This is a genomic window from Escherichia sp. E2661 (genome assembly GCF_004745185.1).
Lineage (GTDB): Bacteria > Pseudomonadota > Gammaproteobacteria > Enterobacterales > Enterobacteriaceae > Escherichia.
The window spans coordinates 38657-54735 of sequence record NZ_PDIG01000017.1 but is presented as its reverse complement, the minus strand read 5'-3'; the positions used below and the strand labels follow the sequence as shown (position 1 = coordinate 54735).

Below are 16079 nucleotides of genomic sequence, written 5' to 3'. Positions count from 1 at the left end.
CATCGCGTGGTGTCTGGCGTTAGGGCTGGAAGAGCGACGCGGCCTTAAACCGAGGTTTTCCCATGAAAAAAGATATTCACCCGAAATACGAAGAAATTACTGCTAGCTGCTCTTGCGGTAACGTAATGAAAATCCGCTCCACCGTTGGTCATGACCTGAACCTCGACGTGTGCAGCAAGTGCCACCCGTTCTTCACTGGCAAACAGCGTGATGTTGCTACCGGTGGCCGTGTTGACCGCTTCAACAAGCGTTTCAACATCCCGGGCAGCAAATAAGACCGGATTTCCGAAAAAAGCGCCGAACGGCGCTTTTTTTGTGCCTGAAAACTTTTATTAGCAGGATAACGTATTGGATTGTTATCTTTCCTTTACATCGCGAAAATCCATTTTATCAATACCGTATTTTTTCATGCGCAAATACAGCTTTTTTCTGGGGATCTGAAAGTAATCGGCAACGTCGTTGATACGTCCCTGGTAGAAGTTGAGTGCATCAATAATTATTTGTCTTTCATAGCTTTCTACACGTTCATCAAGTGGTGTTGGATCAGCATCCATCATCTGCAAACTGACTGAATCGTCCAGCATTAAAACACCCACAGCCACCAATTCTGCTGCATTTATTAATTCAATGATATTACCGGGCCAGGTTCGCGCCATCAGTCGTTTATAAAACGTTTTTCCCAGCAGCGGTTGTTGGCGATTTAATCGTTTACAGGTGAGAGTCAGATAATGGTGAAAAATAGGCTCAATATCCCCCGGGCGTTGACTTAGCGGTGGGCATTCGATGTGGGTAAGTGAAAAAAGAAAATACAATGCGGGAATAATTTTTTGTGTGGCGGCAAGTGCAGCCAGAGGGCTTTGATTAACAACAATCAGACGAAACGATCGATCCTGTGGGCGTTCCTGGAGTTGAATCAAGAGACGCTGATTTTCTTGCGTTAAATATTCAAGTTCTTTTAATAACAGCGTGCCACCTTTTGCTTCTTCCACCCATTCTTCCAGCGGTTGCTGACTATTAGCGCTGAGTGTGCGTTCAATTAAAGGCCTTTCCTTGCGAGAACTAAATTGGTGAAGATAATGGGCGGCTAATGTTCTGCCGGTTCCAGGTTCGCCGTAAAAACAGACGGGAAGATCGGTTTCTGCCAGAGTTTCAAGCTGCTGACGCGTCTGACGAACCCAGCCACTGTTGCCGATTAAGTGCCGATTAAATTGCGCTCGTCGCCATTTTTTTTGTTCCAGATAATCTTCACGCTCTGCCAGCGCTTTTTCGATAAGCGATAAAAATTGTTCCGGATTAATCGGTTTTTGCAGGAAATCCCACGCTCCTTTTTTTACCGCTTCAACGGCCATTGGGACATCGCCGTGGCCGGTGATCATCAGAATGGGAAGATTAGGATCAATCAGCATTATTTTTTCCAGCAGCATAATGCCTGAAATATCCGGCATACAAACGTCGCATACCACGATTCCTTCCCAGGTATCTTGCAGCAATTGCAGCGCTTCTGAAGGATTGCTACAGGTACATACGGCATAACCCTCTTGCTGTAAGAGAGAACTGTAGGCTTGCAGAACATCATTGTCGTCATCAATGAGCAGTATTGTTGGAGTTGTATCTGTCATGCTTAAAGTTTCCTGAAACATAGAATAACCAACGCATGGCGGTCGAGGGTAGACGCAATATATAGCTCTCCCTGGCACTGACGCATAATAGAATGACTAATCGAAAGACCAATACCTAAACCTACAGCTTTGTCAGTCGTAAACGGTGTTAATAGTCGATCAGCCAGAAGCACTGGCCAGCCTTTTCCATTATCAGCAATATAGAGCGTTAACGTGGTGTCTTCTTCTTCAAAGTTAATGGTTATTGTGGGCGGTTTTTCCTGACTGGCTTCCAGGGCATTCGTAAATAAATTAACTAAAACTTGTTGAATCAAAACATCGTCGCCATAAACGGCAGGAAAATTATCCGGGTAGTGAAGAGATGCTTTCAGTGGTCGATGTTTTAATGCCAGAAGCTCCCAGGATGAATAAATTACCTGCTGTAAATTAATTGCTCCACCCACGAGTTCACTATCGCGGCGGCGGGCGAAGTTTCGCAGTCGTTTAACGATATTATCCATGCGCTCAACCAGCGATCGCATCGTAACGATATAGTTTTTCGCCAAACCAGTGTCTTGTTGCTCTATAGCGCGATTGGCGCTGAACAGGTACATAGATAATGCATTAAGTGGTTGATTGATTTCATGCGCCAGTGTTGTCATTGTCTGCCCAACTACGGCCAGTTTGGCGGTTTGGATCAATTCACTTTGTGCGGTTCGCAGATTTTTTTTCTGTCGCGATTCGATCACAGATTTCCTGCCCCAGTTGACGTTGCTGCTGATTAATTTTCTCTATCGTCTGGCGGAGTAGGTTGGCAATTCTACCAAGCTCATCATTGCCGGAGACTGGAATATCTGCATCGAGTTCACCGTTACTTAATTTGACGACGGCATCATTCAGTAAGCGAAAACGGCGGATCATCCTTGGTCGAATGTAGAAATAATTCACCAGAATAACGAACAGTAAGGCCGTCACCATAGCGGCAAAAATCAGTAGTCCACTGATTTGCATTATTTTTTCTAATCGCAGATTGAATGTTTGTAGCTGTTGATGGCTATTACCCAGTTGCGTTTCTAATTGGCCGCGTATTTGCATAAATACACGCTCTTTATCCCTGATGGTATTCATAAGGGTCTGTTGAGCTTGCTGCCAGGCGGACAGAGTTCCGGGTAGATAATTTTGCTGTGTACCCAGTTCCCACAGGGAATAAACTGTCTGGTGTAATGTAATAGTGCTGGAATAAGAAGCTAACGACCGCACATTTTCGTCAATGCTATGCTTCAAAAAATCCAGGTATTGAATATGTTGTCTTAACGACTCAGTATCATTGTTAAGCATCTCCTTTAAGGTACTGACGATTTCAGTTTCTATATGTGAGAGTTCGAAAACAAGCTGTAACTCGTTTTGAATAGATTGCAGTGCATTTTGCAACCCCTGGTTTTCGTGAAGATCTTTCCGTTGGCTGAGTTGATTGAGCAATGATGATTGTTGCCAACTTAAATCCTGAGTCAGGGAGTTGAGTTCATTATTGAAATCGTCATGCAACCAGTTAACTCTTGACGATATAACGTCGAGTTTTCCGTTTTCCTTATTGTGTTCATTCAATGCCTTATCGAGATTGCCAAGCAATTTGCGACTACTGGCGACCTGTTGGTTAAGCGCACTTTGATGTACTGAATCAAGATGGGGATTAATTGACTGAATTTTTTTGTAGCCGTTGTTCAATTTGCTCTCTTACCTGAAGGCGGCTATCTGTGTTGGTTGTCTGTTGTAGCTCATTGAATTCATTTACCAATGCCGTAAGGTTTTCTTCAAAAAGAAATGACGCCTGAATTCGTGGGAAATAATCGTCAAGTGCGTAGCGAACCTGGGAATTTTGTTCATGCCAGGAATAAAGGCTAACTACACTAACGAATAGTGTAAGAACGGCACTAAAAAACAAAGGCGAGACGCAAGCTCGTCCCGATAGTATGTAGTTGTTTCACTTTAATGACTCAAGTTGTGAATTCACTAATTGCTGCTGCTGCAGGAAAAACTGCTGCCATGCCATAATCTGGGCTTCACGAAAACCTGATTGCAGCTCGAATTGCTGTAGATATGTAGGATTAACAGACTGTTGCGGGGTAATGGGAACCGCGGTTAATAGTGCGCGCACCTCTGGCAATGTCCGCTTAAGCCGATGTTCTGCGGCATATAATGCTTTCCAACTTTTCTGAAGCTCGGTAAGGCGAAAAGTAATCGCATAATCAAATAACAATTGCACGAGCTTTTGGCGTTGCATTATCAACGGGTAATCAAGCGAAGGAGATGCAAATAACCGCATTTGTTGATCAGCGAGTGGAGTGCCGGAGGGCAGAGGATATACCGGATACTTCCCTGAATCAGAATCGCTCAGTGCTTGCTGGCCTTCCGGACTCAACAAAAAATCAATAAAACGTCCTGCCTCTTGTGGATGATTACTGCCTTCTGTAATGGCAATAAACATAGGCGCTGCGCGCGAGTTGGGGAAATAGCTGAAACGTAAAGTTGAATTATTAAGCAGTACGTTAGCGTAATTGTCGATTACCGGACCAGCGTCCCCCAATCCTGTGCTGATCTTATTTGCTACGCCGAAGCTACGTGATGAAATGGTGGCGAGATTACCGCCTATTTTCAGTAGTGTACTCCAACCGCTACTCCATCCTTGTTGTTGCAGAAGATCTTCAATCATCAGATGAGTAGTATCCGAACGAGAAGGACTGCTCATTAATAGCGTTCCTTGATAACGCGACTTACTTAATTCCTGCCATGACGTTGGCACAGGCTCTTTTTTGTCTTCCAGATGCGCCACATTGATAAGAATGCCATAGCCCGATATGGCAACAGCAACGGTGGTTGAACGAATGGATTCCGGTACTAACTTTCTACTTGTTTCTATTTGATTATTAAATGGCTGGAGCAGATTTTTACTTTGTAACCGCTGTAGCAACATAGGGGATGAACTCAGTACCAGATCAATATTTTCACCCAATGGATTTTCCAGCAGGCGCTCAATAGATGCACTGGTTCGGTTGAGCGTACGGATTTTGGTTGCCTGTGGTTGCTTTTGCCATTGACTGATAATGTGCTCTGTCGCTTCCGAAGAAAGCGTTGTAGCAATCACTAATTCATGCGCTGAGGCAACGCTGATATATAAAATCCAACAGATTAGCGCTCTTTGTATAATGCGAATCATGTCAAAAATCCCATTAATAAGAGATAAATTCCTGGGCTGTAATCCATGTTGTTATCCATTAGTTAACATAAGCAACGAACTTCAAGCCATGTGTTTTTGTATTTGTAAATTATCATTAATTTGGCAAGCAACCAGCATTACTATATCCGCAAGTGACTGCTACGGAAATGCTCATTAATTAATTTCCACATTTTCGCTCTCAGATTCAGGTTCTGACTGTATAGCAGTAAAAAATGAAATTTGTTATTGGCGGCTTCAGCCCATTTTTTTACCCGTTGAGGATGGTTATAACAAGCACTATCGTGAATAGGGTCATCTGCGGTGGCCTGATGCAGACTTAGCGCCTCAGTAATCATGACGGAGTTCCAGTCTTCAGAAACCATAAAAAAGGCCCTAAATTTGAGCGCAAATCAGCGTGTTACGACGGATATCCTGAAGGTGTTCAGACTCTGCTTTTTGTTGTGCGGTGATGAAGGTTTTCATGTTGTGCAGCATGGTTCTCTGGCATAACAAGAACAAGTATCTTCAATGATCCCGATTATAGAAGCAAAATATGTGATTGAACTCAAAAAATGAAAATTTTAATAAAACTAATTTTTTTTTAAATTGGGCCTGTTGTAACACGTTAAGGTTTAAATAATAACCATGTTGCATTTTCCAAAATCAAATATGGGAAAGAAATGGAACATTGAATTTGTTTTTTTGAGTCAGTTTTGACTCACTTGCCCTGTATTGTAACTTAAACTCTCTTGCTTCACTATCTTCAAAACTCACTAAGCAAAGGCTTTTTAAATACTCTTCAGAGAGTAGTAATGAGCATTGCTATGAATATTATTATTTGTTTAAACAACACTATGAACTGGAAGGTGATATATGCTTTCTTTATTGAAACCTAAAGTGGCAACACATAAGGTTCCTGAAAGTGAAGTGAAAAGTATCTATAATCGTTACCGTATGCAGGCGTTATTCAGCGTATTTATCGGTTATCTTTCGTATTACATTGTCAGGAATAACTTTGTTCTCTCTACACCGTATTTAAAACAAGAGCTTAATCTTTCTGCGACGCAAATAGGGCTGTTAAGCAGTTGTATGCTGATCGCCTACGGTATTAGTAAAGGGATAATGAGTAGTCTGGCGGATAAAGCTAATCCCAAAGTATATATGGCAGTGGGTTTAATACTTTGTGCTCTCGTTAACGTGGCGCTTGGTTTTAGTTTTGCATTCTGGATGTTTGCAGGACTTGTCATTCTGAATGGTTTCTTTCAGGGAATGGGTGTTGGCCCGTCATTTATTACGATCGCCAACTGGTTTCCTCGTAAAGAACGGGGCATCGTCGGTGCGGTCTGGAATATTTCGCACAACGTGGGTGGCGGTATTGTTGCTCCGATTGTTGGCGGTGCATTTGCTGTGCTGGGGACTGAACACTGGAAAATAGCAACATATGTTATTCCAGCGATTGTCTCTGTTGTCATTGCTATCGTGGTACTGATGTCAGGTAAAGGTTCACCGGTAAGTGAAGGTTTGCCGCCATTAAACGAAATCGTTCCGGACGACGTCAGCATTAAAGCAAAAGATGATCGTGCGCCGGAAGATATGACTGCCTGGCAAATTTTTTTGTACCTATGTGCTTAAAAATAAGAATGCCTGGTTTGTCTCTTTCGTTGATGTTTTTGTCTATATGGTGCGTTTCGGAATTATCAGCTGGTTACCTATTTATCTGTTAAGCGTGAAGCATTTTACGAAGACCGAAATGAGTACGGCATTTTTAATCTTCGAATGGGCGGCTATTCCAACGACATTATTTGCTGGCTGGTTGAGTGATAAATTATTTCATGGTCGCCGTATGCCGCCAGCGATTATCAGTATGGTATTGATTTTCTTCTGCCTGTTGGGCTACTGGAAAAGCGATTCTCTACTCTCTATTACTATTTTCGCTGCTTGCGTGGGCTGCCTTATCTATGTTCCGCAGTTCCTGGCCTCTGTTCAGACCATGGAAATTGTTCCCAGTTTTGCCGTGGGCTCCGCTGTCGGTTTGCGTGGTTTCATGAGCTATATTCTTGGCGCGACGCTTGGTACAAGCCTGTTTGGTATTATGGTCGATGAGGTTGGTTGGGATGGTGGTTTTTATCTTCTGCTTGCTGGTGTTATCTGTTGCATCATTTTCTGTACGTTAACGCACTTTGGTGCGATCGCTATGGAAAAACAACGTCAAAATGATGCTGAGACGTATCAACCAGAGCTTCAGACCCAAAAAAGCTAGGTTTTAGGGCCAGTCACGATGTGATTGGCCTACTCGCTTACTTTCATCACCGATTTTGTACCAGTTTGGTTGCGTAAAGCGCATTTCGAGTTATGGCAAAACGCGATTAACGTTTGCGGCGGGAACGACAAGTAATCCATTACCATGAAAACAGCGGCCACTCTTTGGCGACGGTAGTGAGTTGTGGCGCATCGAAAAGGGCTTGTGGCGAAACCACCGTTTCCTCAAGCGGGATATTTTTACCGTACCGTTCTTTAAGCTTTCCCTGGACCAGCGGGTTGCTAAGATCGAATTCTTTCAGCTTTTGCTGTTCACCCATGCGCATTCCCAGCGCGTTCTGATAAACCTTCCAAACGACTTCCGAGCAGTACTGACGATCATCGCTCCACGAGAAACTAAAGTCATACGGTTTGCCGAGATAACGTTTTGCCGTTTGCACCAGTTTTTGCTGTTGTTCGGTATTCAGTCCGCCTTCAACGCGGCGAACAATGTATTTGCCATCTTCACCGTGGGCTATCCATTGTTTGAGTGGGGTGTATTTCACCGGGCCGACCGCTTCAAAAACGTAGGGCTTTTTGTTGCGTATCACCAGCATACCGGTGTGGCTGTAATCGGAATGAGTTGCCAGTTGGATCGCTTTACTTTGCGATGAGCGAGAGATCTGAAAGATGATGTCGCCGGTTTGTGGCTGCCAGGCAAAGGCAGGTACAGAAACCAGCAGGCTGAGGATCAGCAGCCTGTTTTTCATAGTTAAACGTCCATGTATAAAAAGCGGTGGGTCGCAGACAACGTGCTCGTTGTTTATGCCGGATGCGGCGTGAACGCCTTATCCGGCCTACAAGTTCGTGCAAATTCAATAAATTGCAATATGACGTAGGCCTGATAAGCGTAGCGCATCAGGCGATTCCACTCCGCGCCGCTCTTTTCCGCATTAGTATTCCCACGTCTCCGGGTTAATCCCCATCTCACGCATGATCTCTTTTGCCGCTTCCGGAATTTCGTCGCTGCGCTCTTTACGCAGGTCGGCATCATCCGGCAGAGGTTGCCCGGTAAAGGCATGCAGAAACGCTTCGCACAGCAGTTCGCTGTTGGTAGCGTGACGCAGGTTGTTCACCTGACGACGCGTGCGTTCATCGGTGAGGATTTTTAACACCTTAAGAGGAATGGAAACCGTAATCTTTTTGACTTGTTCACTCTTCTTGCCGTGCTCAGCGTATGGGCTGATATATTCGCCGCTCCATTCAGCCATGAGATACTTAATCCTCTTCGTCAATAAATTGAAACCAGACCACACAATTAATGTGGGTAATGGCCATAAACCCGCATAGTTTACCGTACAGGCGCTACCGTGACATCGTGTAATGCACCTGTCGGCGTGATAATGCATGTAATTTTAACGGTTATTGGGGAATTGCTCAATCTATACGCAAAGAAGTTTAGATGTCCAGATGTATTGACGTCCATTAACACAATGTTTACTCTGGTGCCTGACTTTTCACCGACAAAGCCCAGGGAACTTCATCACATGACGCGTAAACAGGCCACCATCGCAGTGCGTAGCGGGTTAAATGACGACGAACAGTATGGTTGCGTTGTCCCTCCGATCCATCTTTCCAGCACCTATAACTTTACCGGATTTAACGAGCCGCGCGCGCATGATTACTCGCGTCGCGGCAACCCAACGCGCGATGTGGTTCAGCGGGCACTGGCAGAACTGGAAGGTGGTGCTGGTGCAGTGCTTACTAATACCGGCATGTCCGCGATCCACCTGGTGACTACCGTCTTTTTGAAACCCGGCGATCTGCTGGTTGCGCCGCACGACTGCTACGGCGGCAGCTATCGCCTGTTCGACAGCCTGGCGAAACGCGGTTGCTATCGCGTGTTGTTTGTTGATCAAGGTGATGAGCAGGCATTGCAGGCGGCACTGGCAGAAAAACCTAAACTGGTGCTGGTAGAAAGCCCAAGTAATCCATTGTTACGCGTCGTGGATATTGCGAAAATCTGCCATCTGGCAAGGGAAGTCGGGGCGGTGAGCGTGGTGGATAACACCTTCTTAAGCCCGGCATTGCAAAATCCGCTGGCATTGGGTGCCGATCTGGTGTTGCATTCATGTACGAAATATCTGAACGGTCACTCAGACGTGGTGGCCGGCGTGGTGATTGCTAAAGACCCGGACGTTGTCACCGAACTTGCCTGGTGGGCAAACAATATTGGCGTGACGGGCGGCGCGTTTGACAGCTATCTGCTGCTGCGCGGTTTGCGTACTCTGGTGCCGCGTATGGAGCTGGCCCAGCGCAACGCGCAGGCGATTGTGAAATATCTGCAAACCCAGCCATTGGTGAAAAAACTGTATCACCCGTCGCTGCCGGAAAATCAGGGGCATGAAATTGCCGCGCGCCAGCAAAAAGGCTTTGGCGCAATGTTGAGTTTTGAACTGGATGGCGATGAGCAGACGCTGCGTCGTTTCCTGGGCGGGCTGTCGTTGTTTACGCTGGCGGAATCATTAGGGGGAGTGGAAAGTTTAATCTCTCACGCCGCAACCATGACACATGCAGGCATGGCGCCAGAAGCGCGTGCTGCCGCCGGGATCTCCGAGACGCTGCTGCGTATCTCCACTGGTATTGAAGATGGCGAAGATTTAATTGCCGACCTGGAAAATGGCTTCCGGGCTGCAAACAAGGGGTAAAAATGAGTGTGATTGCGCAGGCAGGGGCGAAAGGTCGTCAACTGCATAAATTTGGTGGCAGTAGTCTGGCTGATGTGAAGTGTTATTTGCGTGTCGCGGGCATTATGGCGGAGTACTCTCAGCCTGACGATATGATGGTGGTTTCCGCCGCCGGTAGCACCACTAACCAGTTGATTAACTGGTTGAAACTAAGCCAGACCGATCGTCTCTCTGCGCATCAGGTTCAACAAACGCTGCGTCGCTATCAGTGCGATCTGATTAGCGGCTTGTTACCCGCCGAAGAAGCCGATAGCCTCATTAGCGCTTTTGTCAGCGATCTTGAGCGCCTGGCGGCGTTGCTCGACAGCGGTATCACCGATGCGGTGTATGCGGAAGTGGTGGGCCACGGTGAAGTGTGGTCGGCGCGCCTGATGTCTGCGGTACTTAATCAACAAGGATTGCCAGCAGCCTGGCTTGATGCCCGCGAGTTTTTACGCGCTGAACGCGCTGCGCAACCGCAGGTTGATGAAGGACTTTCTTACCCGCTGCTGCAACAACTGCTGGTGCAACATCCGGGCAAACGCCTGGTAGTGACCGGGTTTATCAGCCGTAACAACGCCGGTGAAACGGTGCTGCTGGGGCGTAACGGTTCCGACTATTCCGCGACACAAATCGGTGCGCTGGCGGGTGTTTCTCGCGTAACCATCTGGAGCGACGTCGCCGGGGTATACAGTGCCGACCCGCGTAAAGTGAAAGATGCCTGCCTGCTGCCGTTGCTGCGTCTGGATGAAGCCAGCGAACTGGCGCGTCTGGCGGCTCCCGTTCTTCATGCCCGTACTTTACAGCCAGTTTCTGGCAGCGAAATCGACCTGCAACTGCGCTGTAGCTACACGCCGGATCAAGGCTCCACGCGCATTGAACGCGTGCTGGCCTCCGGTACTGGTGCGCGTATTGTCACCAGCCACGATGATGTCTGTTTAATTGAGTTTCAGGTGCCTACCAGTCAGGATTTCAAACTGGCGCATAAAGAGATCGACCAAATCCTGAAACGCGCGCAAGTGCGTCCACTGGCGGTTGGCGTGCATAACGATCGCCAGTTGCTGCAATTTTGCTACACCTCAGAAGTCGCTGACAGTGCGCTGAAAATCCTCGACGAAGCGGGATTACCTGGTGAACTGCGCCTGCGTCAGGGGCTGGCGCTGGTGGCGATGGTCGGGGCAGGCGTCACCCGTAACCCGCTGCATTGCCACCGCTTCTGGCAGCAACTGAAAGGCCAGCCGGTCGAATTTACCTGGCAGTCTGATGACGGCATCAGCCTGGTGGCAGTACTGCGCACCGGACCGACCGAAAGCCTGATTCAGGGCCTGCATCAGTCCGTCTTCCGCGCAGAAAAACGCATCGGCCTGGTCTTGTTCGGTAAGGGCAATATCGGTTCCCGCTGGCTGGAACTGTTCGCCCGTGAGCAGAGTACGCTCTCGGCACGCACCGGCTTTGAATTTGTGCTGGCAGGTGTGGTGGACAGCCGCCGCAGCCTGTTGAGCTACGAAGGCCTGGACGCCAGCCGCGCGTTAGCCTTCTTCAACGACGAAGCCGTCGAGCAGGATGAAGAGTCGCTGTTCCTGTGGATGCGCGCCCATCCGTATGATGATTTAGTGGTGCTGGACGTTACCGCCAGCCAGCAGCTTGCTGATCAGTATCTCGATTTCGCCAGCCACGGTTTCCACGTCATCAGTGCCAACAAACTGGCGGGAGCAAGCGATAGCAACAAATATCGCCAGATCCACGACGCCTTCGAAAAAACCGGGCGTCACTGGCTATACAACGCCACCGTTGGTGCGGGCTTGCCGATCAACCATACCGTGCGCGATCTGATCGACAGCGGCGATACCATTTTGTCGATCAGCGGGATCTTCTCCGGCACGCTCTCCTGGCTGTTCCTGCAATTCGACGGTAGCGTGCCGTTTACCGAGCTGGTGGATCAGGCCTGGCAGCAGGGCTTAACCGAACCTGACCCGCGTGACGATCTCTCTGGCAAAGACGTGATGCGCAAGCTGGTGATTCTGGCGCGTGAAGCGGGTTACAACATTGAACCGGACCAGGTACGCGTGGAGTCGCTGGTGCCTGCCCATTGCGAAGGCGGCAGCATCGACCATTTCTTTGAAAATGGCGATGAACTTAACGAGCAGATGGTGCAACGGCTGGAAGCGGCCCGCGAAATGGGGCTGGTGCTGCGCTACGTGGCGCGTTTCGATGCCAATGGCAAAGCGCGTGTGGGCGTGGAAGCGGTGCGTGAAGATCATCCGCTGGCATCACTGCTGCCGTGCGATAACGTCTTTGCCATCGAAAGCCGCTGGTATCGCGATAATCCGCTGGTGATCCGCGGGCCAGGCGCAGGGCGTGATGTCACCGCCGGGGCGATTCAGTCGGATATCAACCGTCTGGCGCAGTTGTTGTAATCCTGAGCCAGAGAAAGCAGTATTTGCGTAACGCGCCCTGCGGAAAGCGGGGCGCTGTGAGTAAATTCTGCCTGTTTATGTAGCCAGTGGATAAAATGTCTGCTGGTTGCCAAAGAGAGCATTTCAGCTTTGCTACTCTTTCCGCCCGTTAATGCACATACCATTTTACGATTTTTTCCCTGCTCCCAGAGTTGCCACTGATTTTTCCACCAGCCGTGATAAGTTGTTCCCTGAAAACTCCAGGACGTATTATCGGTACAGTCAGTTATTTCCTCTTCAATGAACCAAATTTCACCTTGCTGTTGGCGAAACAGATCAGCCCAGACCGTAATAATTGCGCCTCTTAAAAAACACTCGTGTGAAATAACATGAGTTTTAACTGTCGGGAATAAAATATTCAGTACTCTGAAATGCCCGTGTGCAGTGATAACCGGACGCAGAATAACGCCTTTGGCATTGCGCTTGAGCGCTGCGCTGCCATACTGAATTTCATCAAACTGACTGCGGCGTAGAAATTGTGCTTCGCGCATATCAACGCGGTGTACGATATTGCTATCGTATAGCTCTGATTCTGCTTTTCCTTTAAATCGGTAATGCAGGCTTTCTCCCGCTTGATGCTGCGTGTAATTAGTAGAGAGATGAAGAATATTTCCGTGAATAGCATCGAAACTCATTAAAACATACAGTTTCTGCCCGCCGCTGGCTCCCTGAAATGGCACCAGAAGAGCAACCGTTTCGATTATTTCGGGAGGCGTTATTTCTTTCTGATATTGTTTGGGCGTCCAGACCTTTTTGCAGTTACGGCATTGAATGCGTTGCGAACCCTGTGGATTGTGACCATAACAAATCGTCTCTGTGCCATAACATACCGGGCAGAAATGGCCCTTTTCAGAGGCCCACGTAGATAAGTGAACTGACAACCAGTCACGAAATTGTTGTTCGTCAAACAACGGTGGGTAGCTTCCACATGCCCGGCAGTGCAATGCTGCATAACCCAGTCGATAGTCAGGCCAGCTGTAATCTGTCGATGTTGACCGTCCTAAATTACGGCAACCAAACGACTTGCAGGCATTAATCGTAAACAGAGTCGACATATATCACCAACGATTTCACAAGGTCGTTGATTTTGTCCGGCAACGCTCCCTTGTGGATGTGATTACTCTCACATAAATAACTCTTTCAGAACGTAATGTAGCAATCCTTTAAATCACTGAAAGGGACTATTTATGAAAATTAAAATACTTGCTGCGGGTATCGCATTAACACTGCCGTTCTGGGCTTGCGCCAAAGATGTCACTATCATTTATACCAACGATCTCCATGCACATGTAGAGCCTTATAAAGTGCCGTGGATTGCTGACGGTAAACGAGATATTGGCGGCTGGGCAAATATCACTACGCTGGTTAAACAAGAAAAAGCAAAAAATAAAGCGACATGGTTTTTTGATGCGGGTGACTATTTTACCGGGCCCTATATCAGCAGCCTGACCAAAGGCAAAGCTATTATCGATATTATGAATACCATGCCGTTTGATGTCGCCACAATAGGCAACCATGAATTTGACCACGGCTGGGACAACACATTATTACAGTTGAGTCAGGCAAAATTCCCTATTGTGCAGGGCAATATTTTTTATCAGAACAGCAGTAAATCCTTCTGGGATAAGCCCTATACCATCATCGAAAAAGACGGCGTGAAAATTGGCGTTATAGGTTTGCACGGAGTATTTGCCTTTAATGACACGGTATCCGCTGCCACGCGAGTGGGTATTGAGGCGCGCGATGAAATTAAATGGCTACAACGTTATATCGATGAACTCAAAGGCAAGGTTGATTTGACCGTCGCCCTGATCCACGAAGGTGTTCCGGCCCGCCAGTCCAGTATGGGAGGCACGGATGTGCGTCGCGCGTTGGATAAAGATATTCAGACGGCAAGTCAGGTGAAAGGGCTGGATATTTTGATCACCGGACATGCGCATGTGGGTACACCGGAACCGATTAAAGTCGGCAATACGCTCATCCTCTCGACGGACAGCGGCGGGATTGATGTGGGTAAACTGGTGCTGGACTACAAAGAGAAGCCGCATAAATTTACGGTGAAAAGCTTCGAGCTTAAAACCATTTACGCCGACGAGTGGAAGCCCGATCCACAAACGAAACAGGTGATTGACGGCTGGAATAAAAAGCTTGATGAAGTGGTGCAACAAACGGTGGCGCAATCGCCGGTTGAATTAAAACGTGCCTATGGTGAATCGGCATCCCTCGGGAACCTGGCGGCTGACGCTTTACTGGTAGCGGCGGGTAAAAACACCCAATTGGCTTTAACCAACTCTGGTGGTATCCGCAATGAGATCCCCGCAGGGGCGATTACGATGGGCGGCGTCATCAGTACCTTCCCGTTCCCCAACGAACTGGTGACGATGGATCTCACGGGTAAACAATTACGCAGTTTGATGGAACACGGCGCAAGTTTAAGTAATGGCGTTTTACAGGTATCGAAAGGCCTGGAAATGAAGTACGACAGCAGTAAGCCGGTTGGTCAGCGGGTTATCTCACTGACTCTGAATGGCAAACCTATTGAAGATGCGACGGTTTACCCTATTGCTACTCAAAGTTTCCTTGCTGATGGTGGGGATGGTTTCACCGCCTTTACCGAAGGGAAAGCGCGTAACACAACGGGCGGTTATTACGTTTATCACGCCGTGGTTGATTACTTCAAAGCGGGTAACACCATCACGGATGAACAGCTCAATGGTATGCGTGTGAAAGATATCAAGTAAACATACGCATTGAGTTGGTTTACACCTTATTGCCGGATGATGATATCGACGTATATCTCATTCGGCATTTGTATTACGCCGATTCCCGCACCACCAGTTGCCCGGAAAGCGCAATTCTTTGGGTTTGCAAATCCGGGTCTTTTAATTTGCGAATCATCAGGGTCGCTGCCTGGCGTCCGGTTTCTTCACTGGCGGAAGATACATAGGTGAAAACAGGAGAGGTCAGGTTGATATGCAGCATATCTTCAAAACCAATTAGCGCTACCTGCTGGGTCAGAAAGACGTCTTTCCCGACGGTGCGCCCCACCTGATGTATGCCGTTGATGCCGCCAATCATAGCGTCGGGCGAATGGCAGAGCAGGGCGGTAATGGCGTTGTTATTTTCCAGCAGCTGGCGCGTTGCCATGCTGGCAGCCCAGGTGTCACCGTCACAGGCTGGCGTGAACTCGTCACGACCAGCAATGCCAAATTTTGCCAGGGTCTGGCGAAAACCAACCAGTCGCTGCTGACGAATAAGATCACTTTCTCTGCCACCGAGATAGGCAATGTAACGATGGCCGCGCTCAATTAAATAACGTGTGGCAAGACTTGCTGCCTGCTGGTTGTCACGCAACACCAGGTTGCACTCATCTTTGATAGGCGTTTGTGACGCGACAACAAGGGGAAGCGAACACTGGCGGATTAGTGTGGGGAGGGTTTCACGATGCGCATCGGAAGCCAGATAAATCACTCCGGCAACACCTTGTTGCTTGAAGGAAAGTAAACAACGTTCAAGATGTTCATGTTCGTTCTGTGGTTGCCCAAGGAATACCATATAGCCCCTGGCTTCCAGTTCCTGAACAATGCTGGCCATCACTTTGATGGAAAAGCTATCGCTAAAATCACGTAAAATCAGTCCGATAAGATTTGAAGTGTGGGAACGTAAATTGGCGGCGGCAACATTATGCACGTAGCCCAGTTCGTCAATAGCAGCATGAACTTTCCCGATGGTCGCCTCCGAGATTTTCCCTTTCTGGCGCAACACTAGCGACACAGTAGAGACGGAAACTCCGGCTCTTTTGGCAACATCAATTATGCTGACTTTCTTCAAACTCACTCCCTGAACA

12 protein-coding genes and 1 pseudogene are annotated in these 16079 nt (G+C 47.9%); 5 read left to right on the top strand and 8 right to left on the bottom strand.

What is annotated here, in order from left to right:
* Positions 1-62 precede the first annotated feature (62 nt).
* Positions 63-275, top strand: coding sequence for a 50S ribosomal protein L31 (gene rpmE / locus CRI63_RS08595; RefSeq protein ID WP_000710769.1), 213 nt, complete (start codon positions 63-65; stop codon positions 273-275).
* 81 nt (positions 276-356) lie between these two features.
* On the opposite strand, the gene CRI63_RS08590 is transcribed toward rpmE, so the two are convergent.
* The 4 genes from CRI63_RS08590 to CRI63_RS08580 all read right to left on the bottom strand — a co-directional run bounded on the left by CRI63_RS08590 (position 357) and on the right by CRI63_RS08580 (position 4812).
* On the bottom strand, positions 357-1619 hold the full coding sequence (locus CRI63_RS08590) for a sigma-54 dependent transcriptional regulator (protein ID WP_135519237.1): 1263 nt from the start codon (positions 1617-1619) through the stop codon (positions 357-359).
* Between the two features lie 2 nt (positions 1620-1621).
* Positions 1622-2347 carry an ATP-binding protein gene (locus tag CRI63_RS24320; protein WP_240725998.1) on the bottom strand — a complete coding sequence of 242 codons (726 nt, stop codon included), beginning with the start codon at positions 2345-2347 and terminating at the stop codon, positions 1622-1624.
* Positions 2301-3323 (bottom strand): HAMP domain-containing protein, encoded by a 1023-nt coding sequence (locus CRI63_RS24315; protein WP_240782735.1) that lies wholly within the window; start codon positions 3321-3323, stop codon positions 2301-2303. Before CRI63_RS24315 ends, CRI63_RS24320 begins: the two co-directional genes overlap by 47 nt.
* 256 nt (positions 3324-3579) lie before the next feature.
* Entirely contained in the window at positions 3580-4812 is a 1233-nt protein-coding gene (locus tag CRI63_RS08580) for an ABC transporter substrate-binding protein (RefSeq protein WP_130258339.1), read from the bottom strand.
* A gap of 873 nt (positions 4813-5685) precedes the next feature.
* Between CRI63_RS08580 and CRI63_RS08575 the strand changes: the two are divergent.
* Positions 5686-7072, top strand: a pseudogene (locus tag CRI63_RS08575) (MFS transporter).
* A gap of 139 nt (positions 7073-7211) precedes the next feature.
* Here the strand turns inward: CRI63_RS08575 and CRI63_RS08570 are convergent.
* Complete coding sequence (locus CRI63_RS08570) at positions 7212-7820, bottom strand: YiiX family permuted papain-like enzyme (protein ID WP_130222358.1); 609 nt, start codon at positions 7818-7820, stop codon at positions 7212-7214.
* Between the two features lie 183 nt (positions 7821-8003).
* On the bottom strand, positions 8004-8321 hold the full coding sequence (gene metJ, locus CRI63_RS08565) for a met regulon transcriptional regulator MetJ (protein ID WP_000852812.1): 318 nt from the start codon (positions 8319-8321) through the stop codon (positions 8004-8006).
* 276 nt (positions 8322-8597) lie between these two features.
* Here metJ and metB point away from each other — a divergent pair, with 276 nt between their 5' ends.
* Both metB and metL read left to right on the top strand, forming a co-directional pair.
* Positions 8598-9758, top strand: coding sequence for a cystathionine gamma-synthase (gene metB / locus CRI63_RS08560; protein WP_001353720.1), 1161 nt, complete (start codon positions 8598-8600; stop codon positions 9756-9758).
* 2 nt (positions 9759-9760) lie between these two features.
* Complete coding sequence (gene metL / locus CRI63_RS08555) at positions 9761-12193, top strand: bifunctional aspartate kinase/homoserine dehydrogenase II (RefSeq protein ID WP_130222354.1); 2433 nt, start codon at positions 9761-9763, stop codon at positions 12191-12193.
* On the opposite strand, the gene CRI63_RS08550 is transcribed toward metL, so the two are convergent.
* On the bottom strand, positions 12157-13287 hold the full coding sequence (locus CRI63_RS08550) for a cytoplasmic protein (RefSeq protein ID WP_135519234.1): 1131 nt from the start codon (positions 13285-13287) through the stop codon (positions 12157-12159). The genes metL and CRI63_RS08550 overlap by 37 nt on opposite strands.
* 132 nt (positions 13288-13419) lie before the next feature.
* On the opposite strand from CRI63_RS08550, the gene CRI63_RS08545 reads away from it, so the two are divergent.
* Positions 13420-14973: a bifunctional UDP-sugar hydrolase/5'-nucleotidase gene (locus CRI63_RS08545; protein ID WP_130215284.1), complete on the top strand. Its 1554-nt coding sequence runs from the start codon at positions 13420-13422 to the stop codon at positions 14971-14973.
* Positions 14974-15046: 73 nt separating this feature from the next.
* Here CRI63_RS08545 and malI read toward each other — a convergent pair whose 3' ends face one another.
* Positions 15047-16063: a Mal regulon transcriptional regulator MalI gene (malI, locus tag CRI63_RS08540; RefSeq protein ID WP_130258333.1), complete on the bottom strand. Its 1017-nt coding sequence runs from the start codon at positions 16061-16063 to the stop codon at positions 15047-15049.
* Positions 16064-16079 lie beyond the last annotated feature (16 nt).

Coding starts and splice junctions, on each gene's coding strand:
- rpmE (WP_000710769.1), top strand. CDS start 63: ATGAAAAAAGATATTCACCCGAAATACGAAGAAATTACTGCTAGCTGC.
- CRI63_RS08590 (WP_135519237.1), bottom strand. CDS start 1,619: ATGACAGATACAACTCCAACAATACTGCTCATTGATGACGACAATGAT.
- CRI63_RS08580 (WP_130258339.1), bottom strand. CDS start 4,812: ATGATTCGCATTATACAAAGAGCGCTAATCTGTTGGATTTTATATATC.
- CRI63_RS08570 (WP_130222358.1), bottom strand. CDS start 7,820: ATGAAAAACAGGCTGCTGATCCTCAGCCTGCTGGTTTCTGTACCTGCC.
- metJ (WP_000852812.1), bottom strand. CDS start 8,321: ATGGCTGAATGGAGCGGCGAATATATCAGCCCATACGCTGAGCACGGC.
- metB (WP_001353720.1), top strand. CDS start 8,598: ATGACGCGTAAACAGGCCACCATCGCAGTGCGTAGCGGGTTAAATGAC.
- metL (WP_130222354.1), top strand. CDS start 9,761: ATGAGTGTGATTGCGCAGGCAGGGGCGAAAGGTCGTCAACTGCATAAA.
- CRI63_RS08550 (WP_135519234.1), bottom strand. CDS start 13,287: ATGTCGACTCTGTTTACGATTAATGCCTGCAAGTCGTTTGGTTGCCGT.
- CRI63_RS08545 (WP_130215284.1), top strand. CDS start 13,420: ATGAAAATTAAAATACTTGCTGCGGGTATCGCATTAACACTGCCGTTC.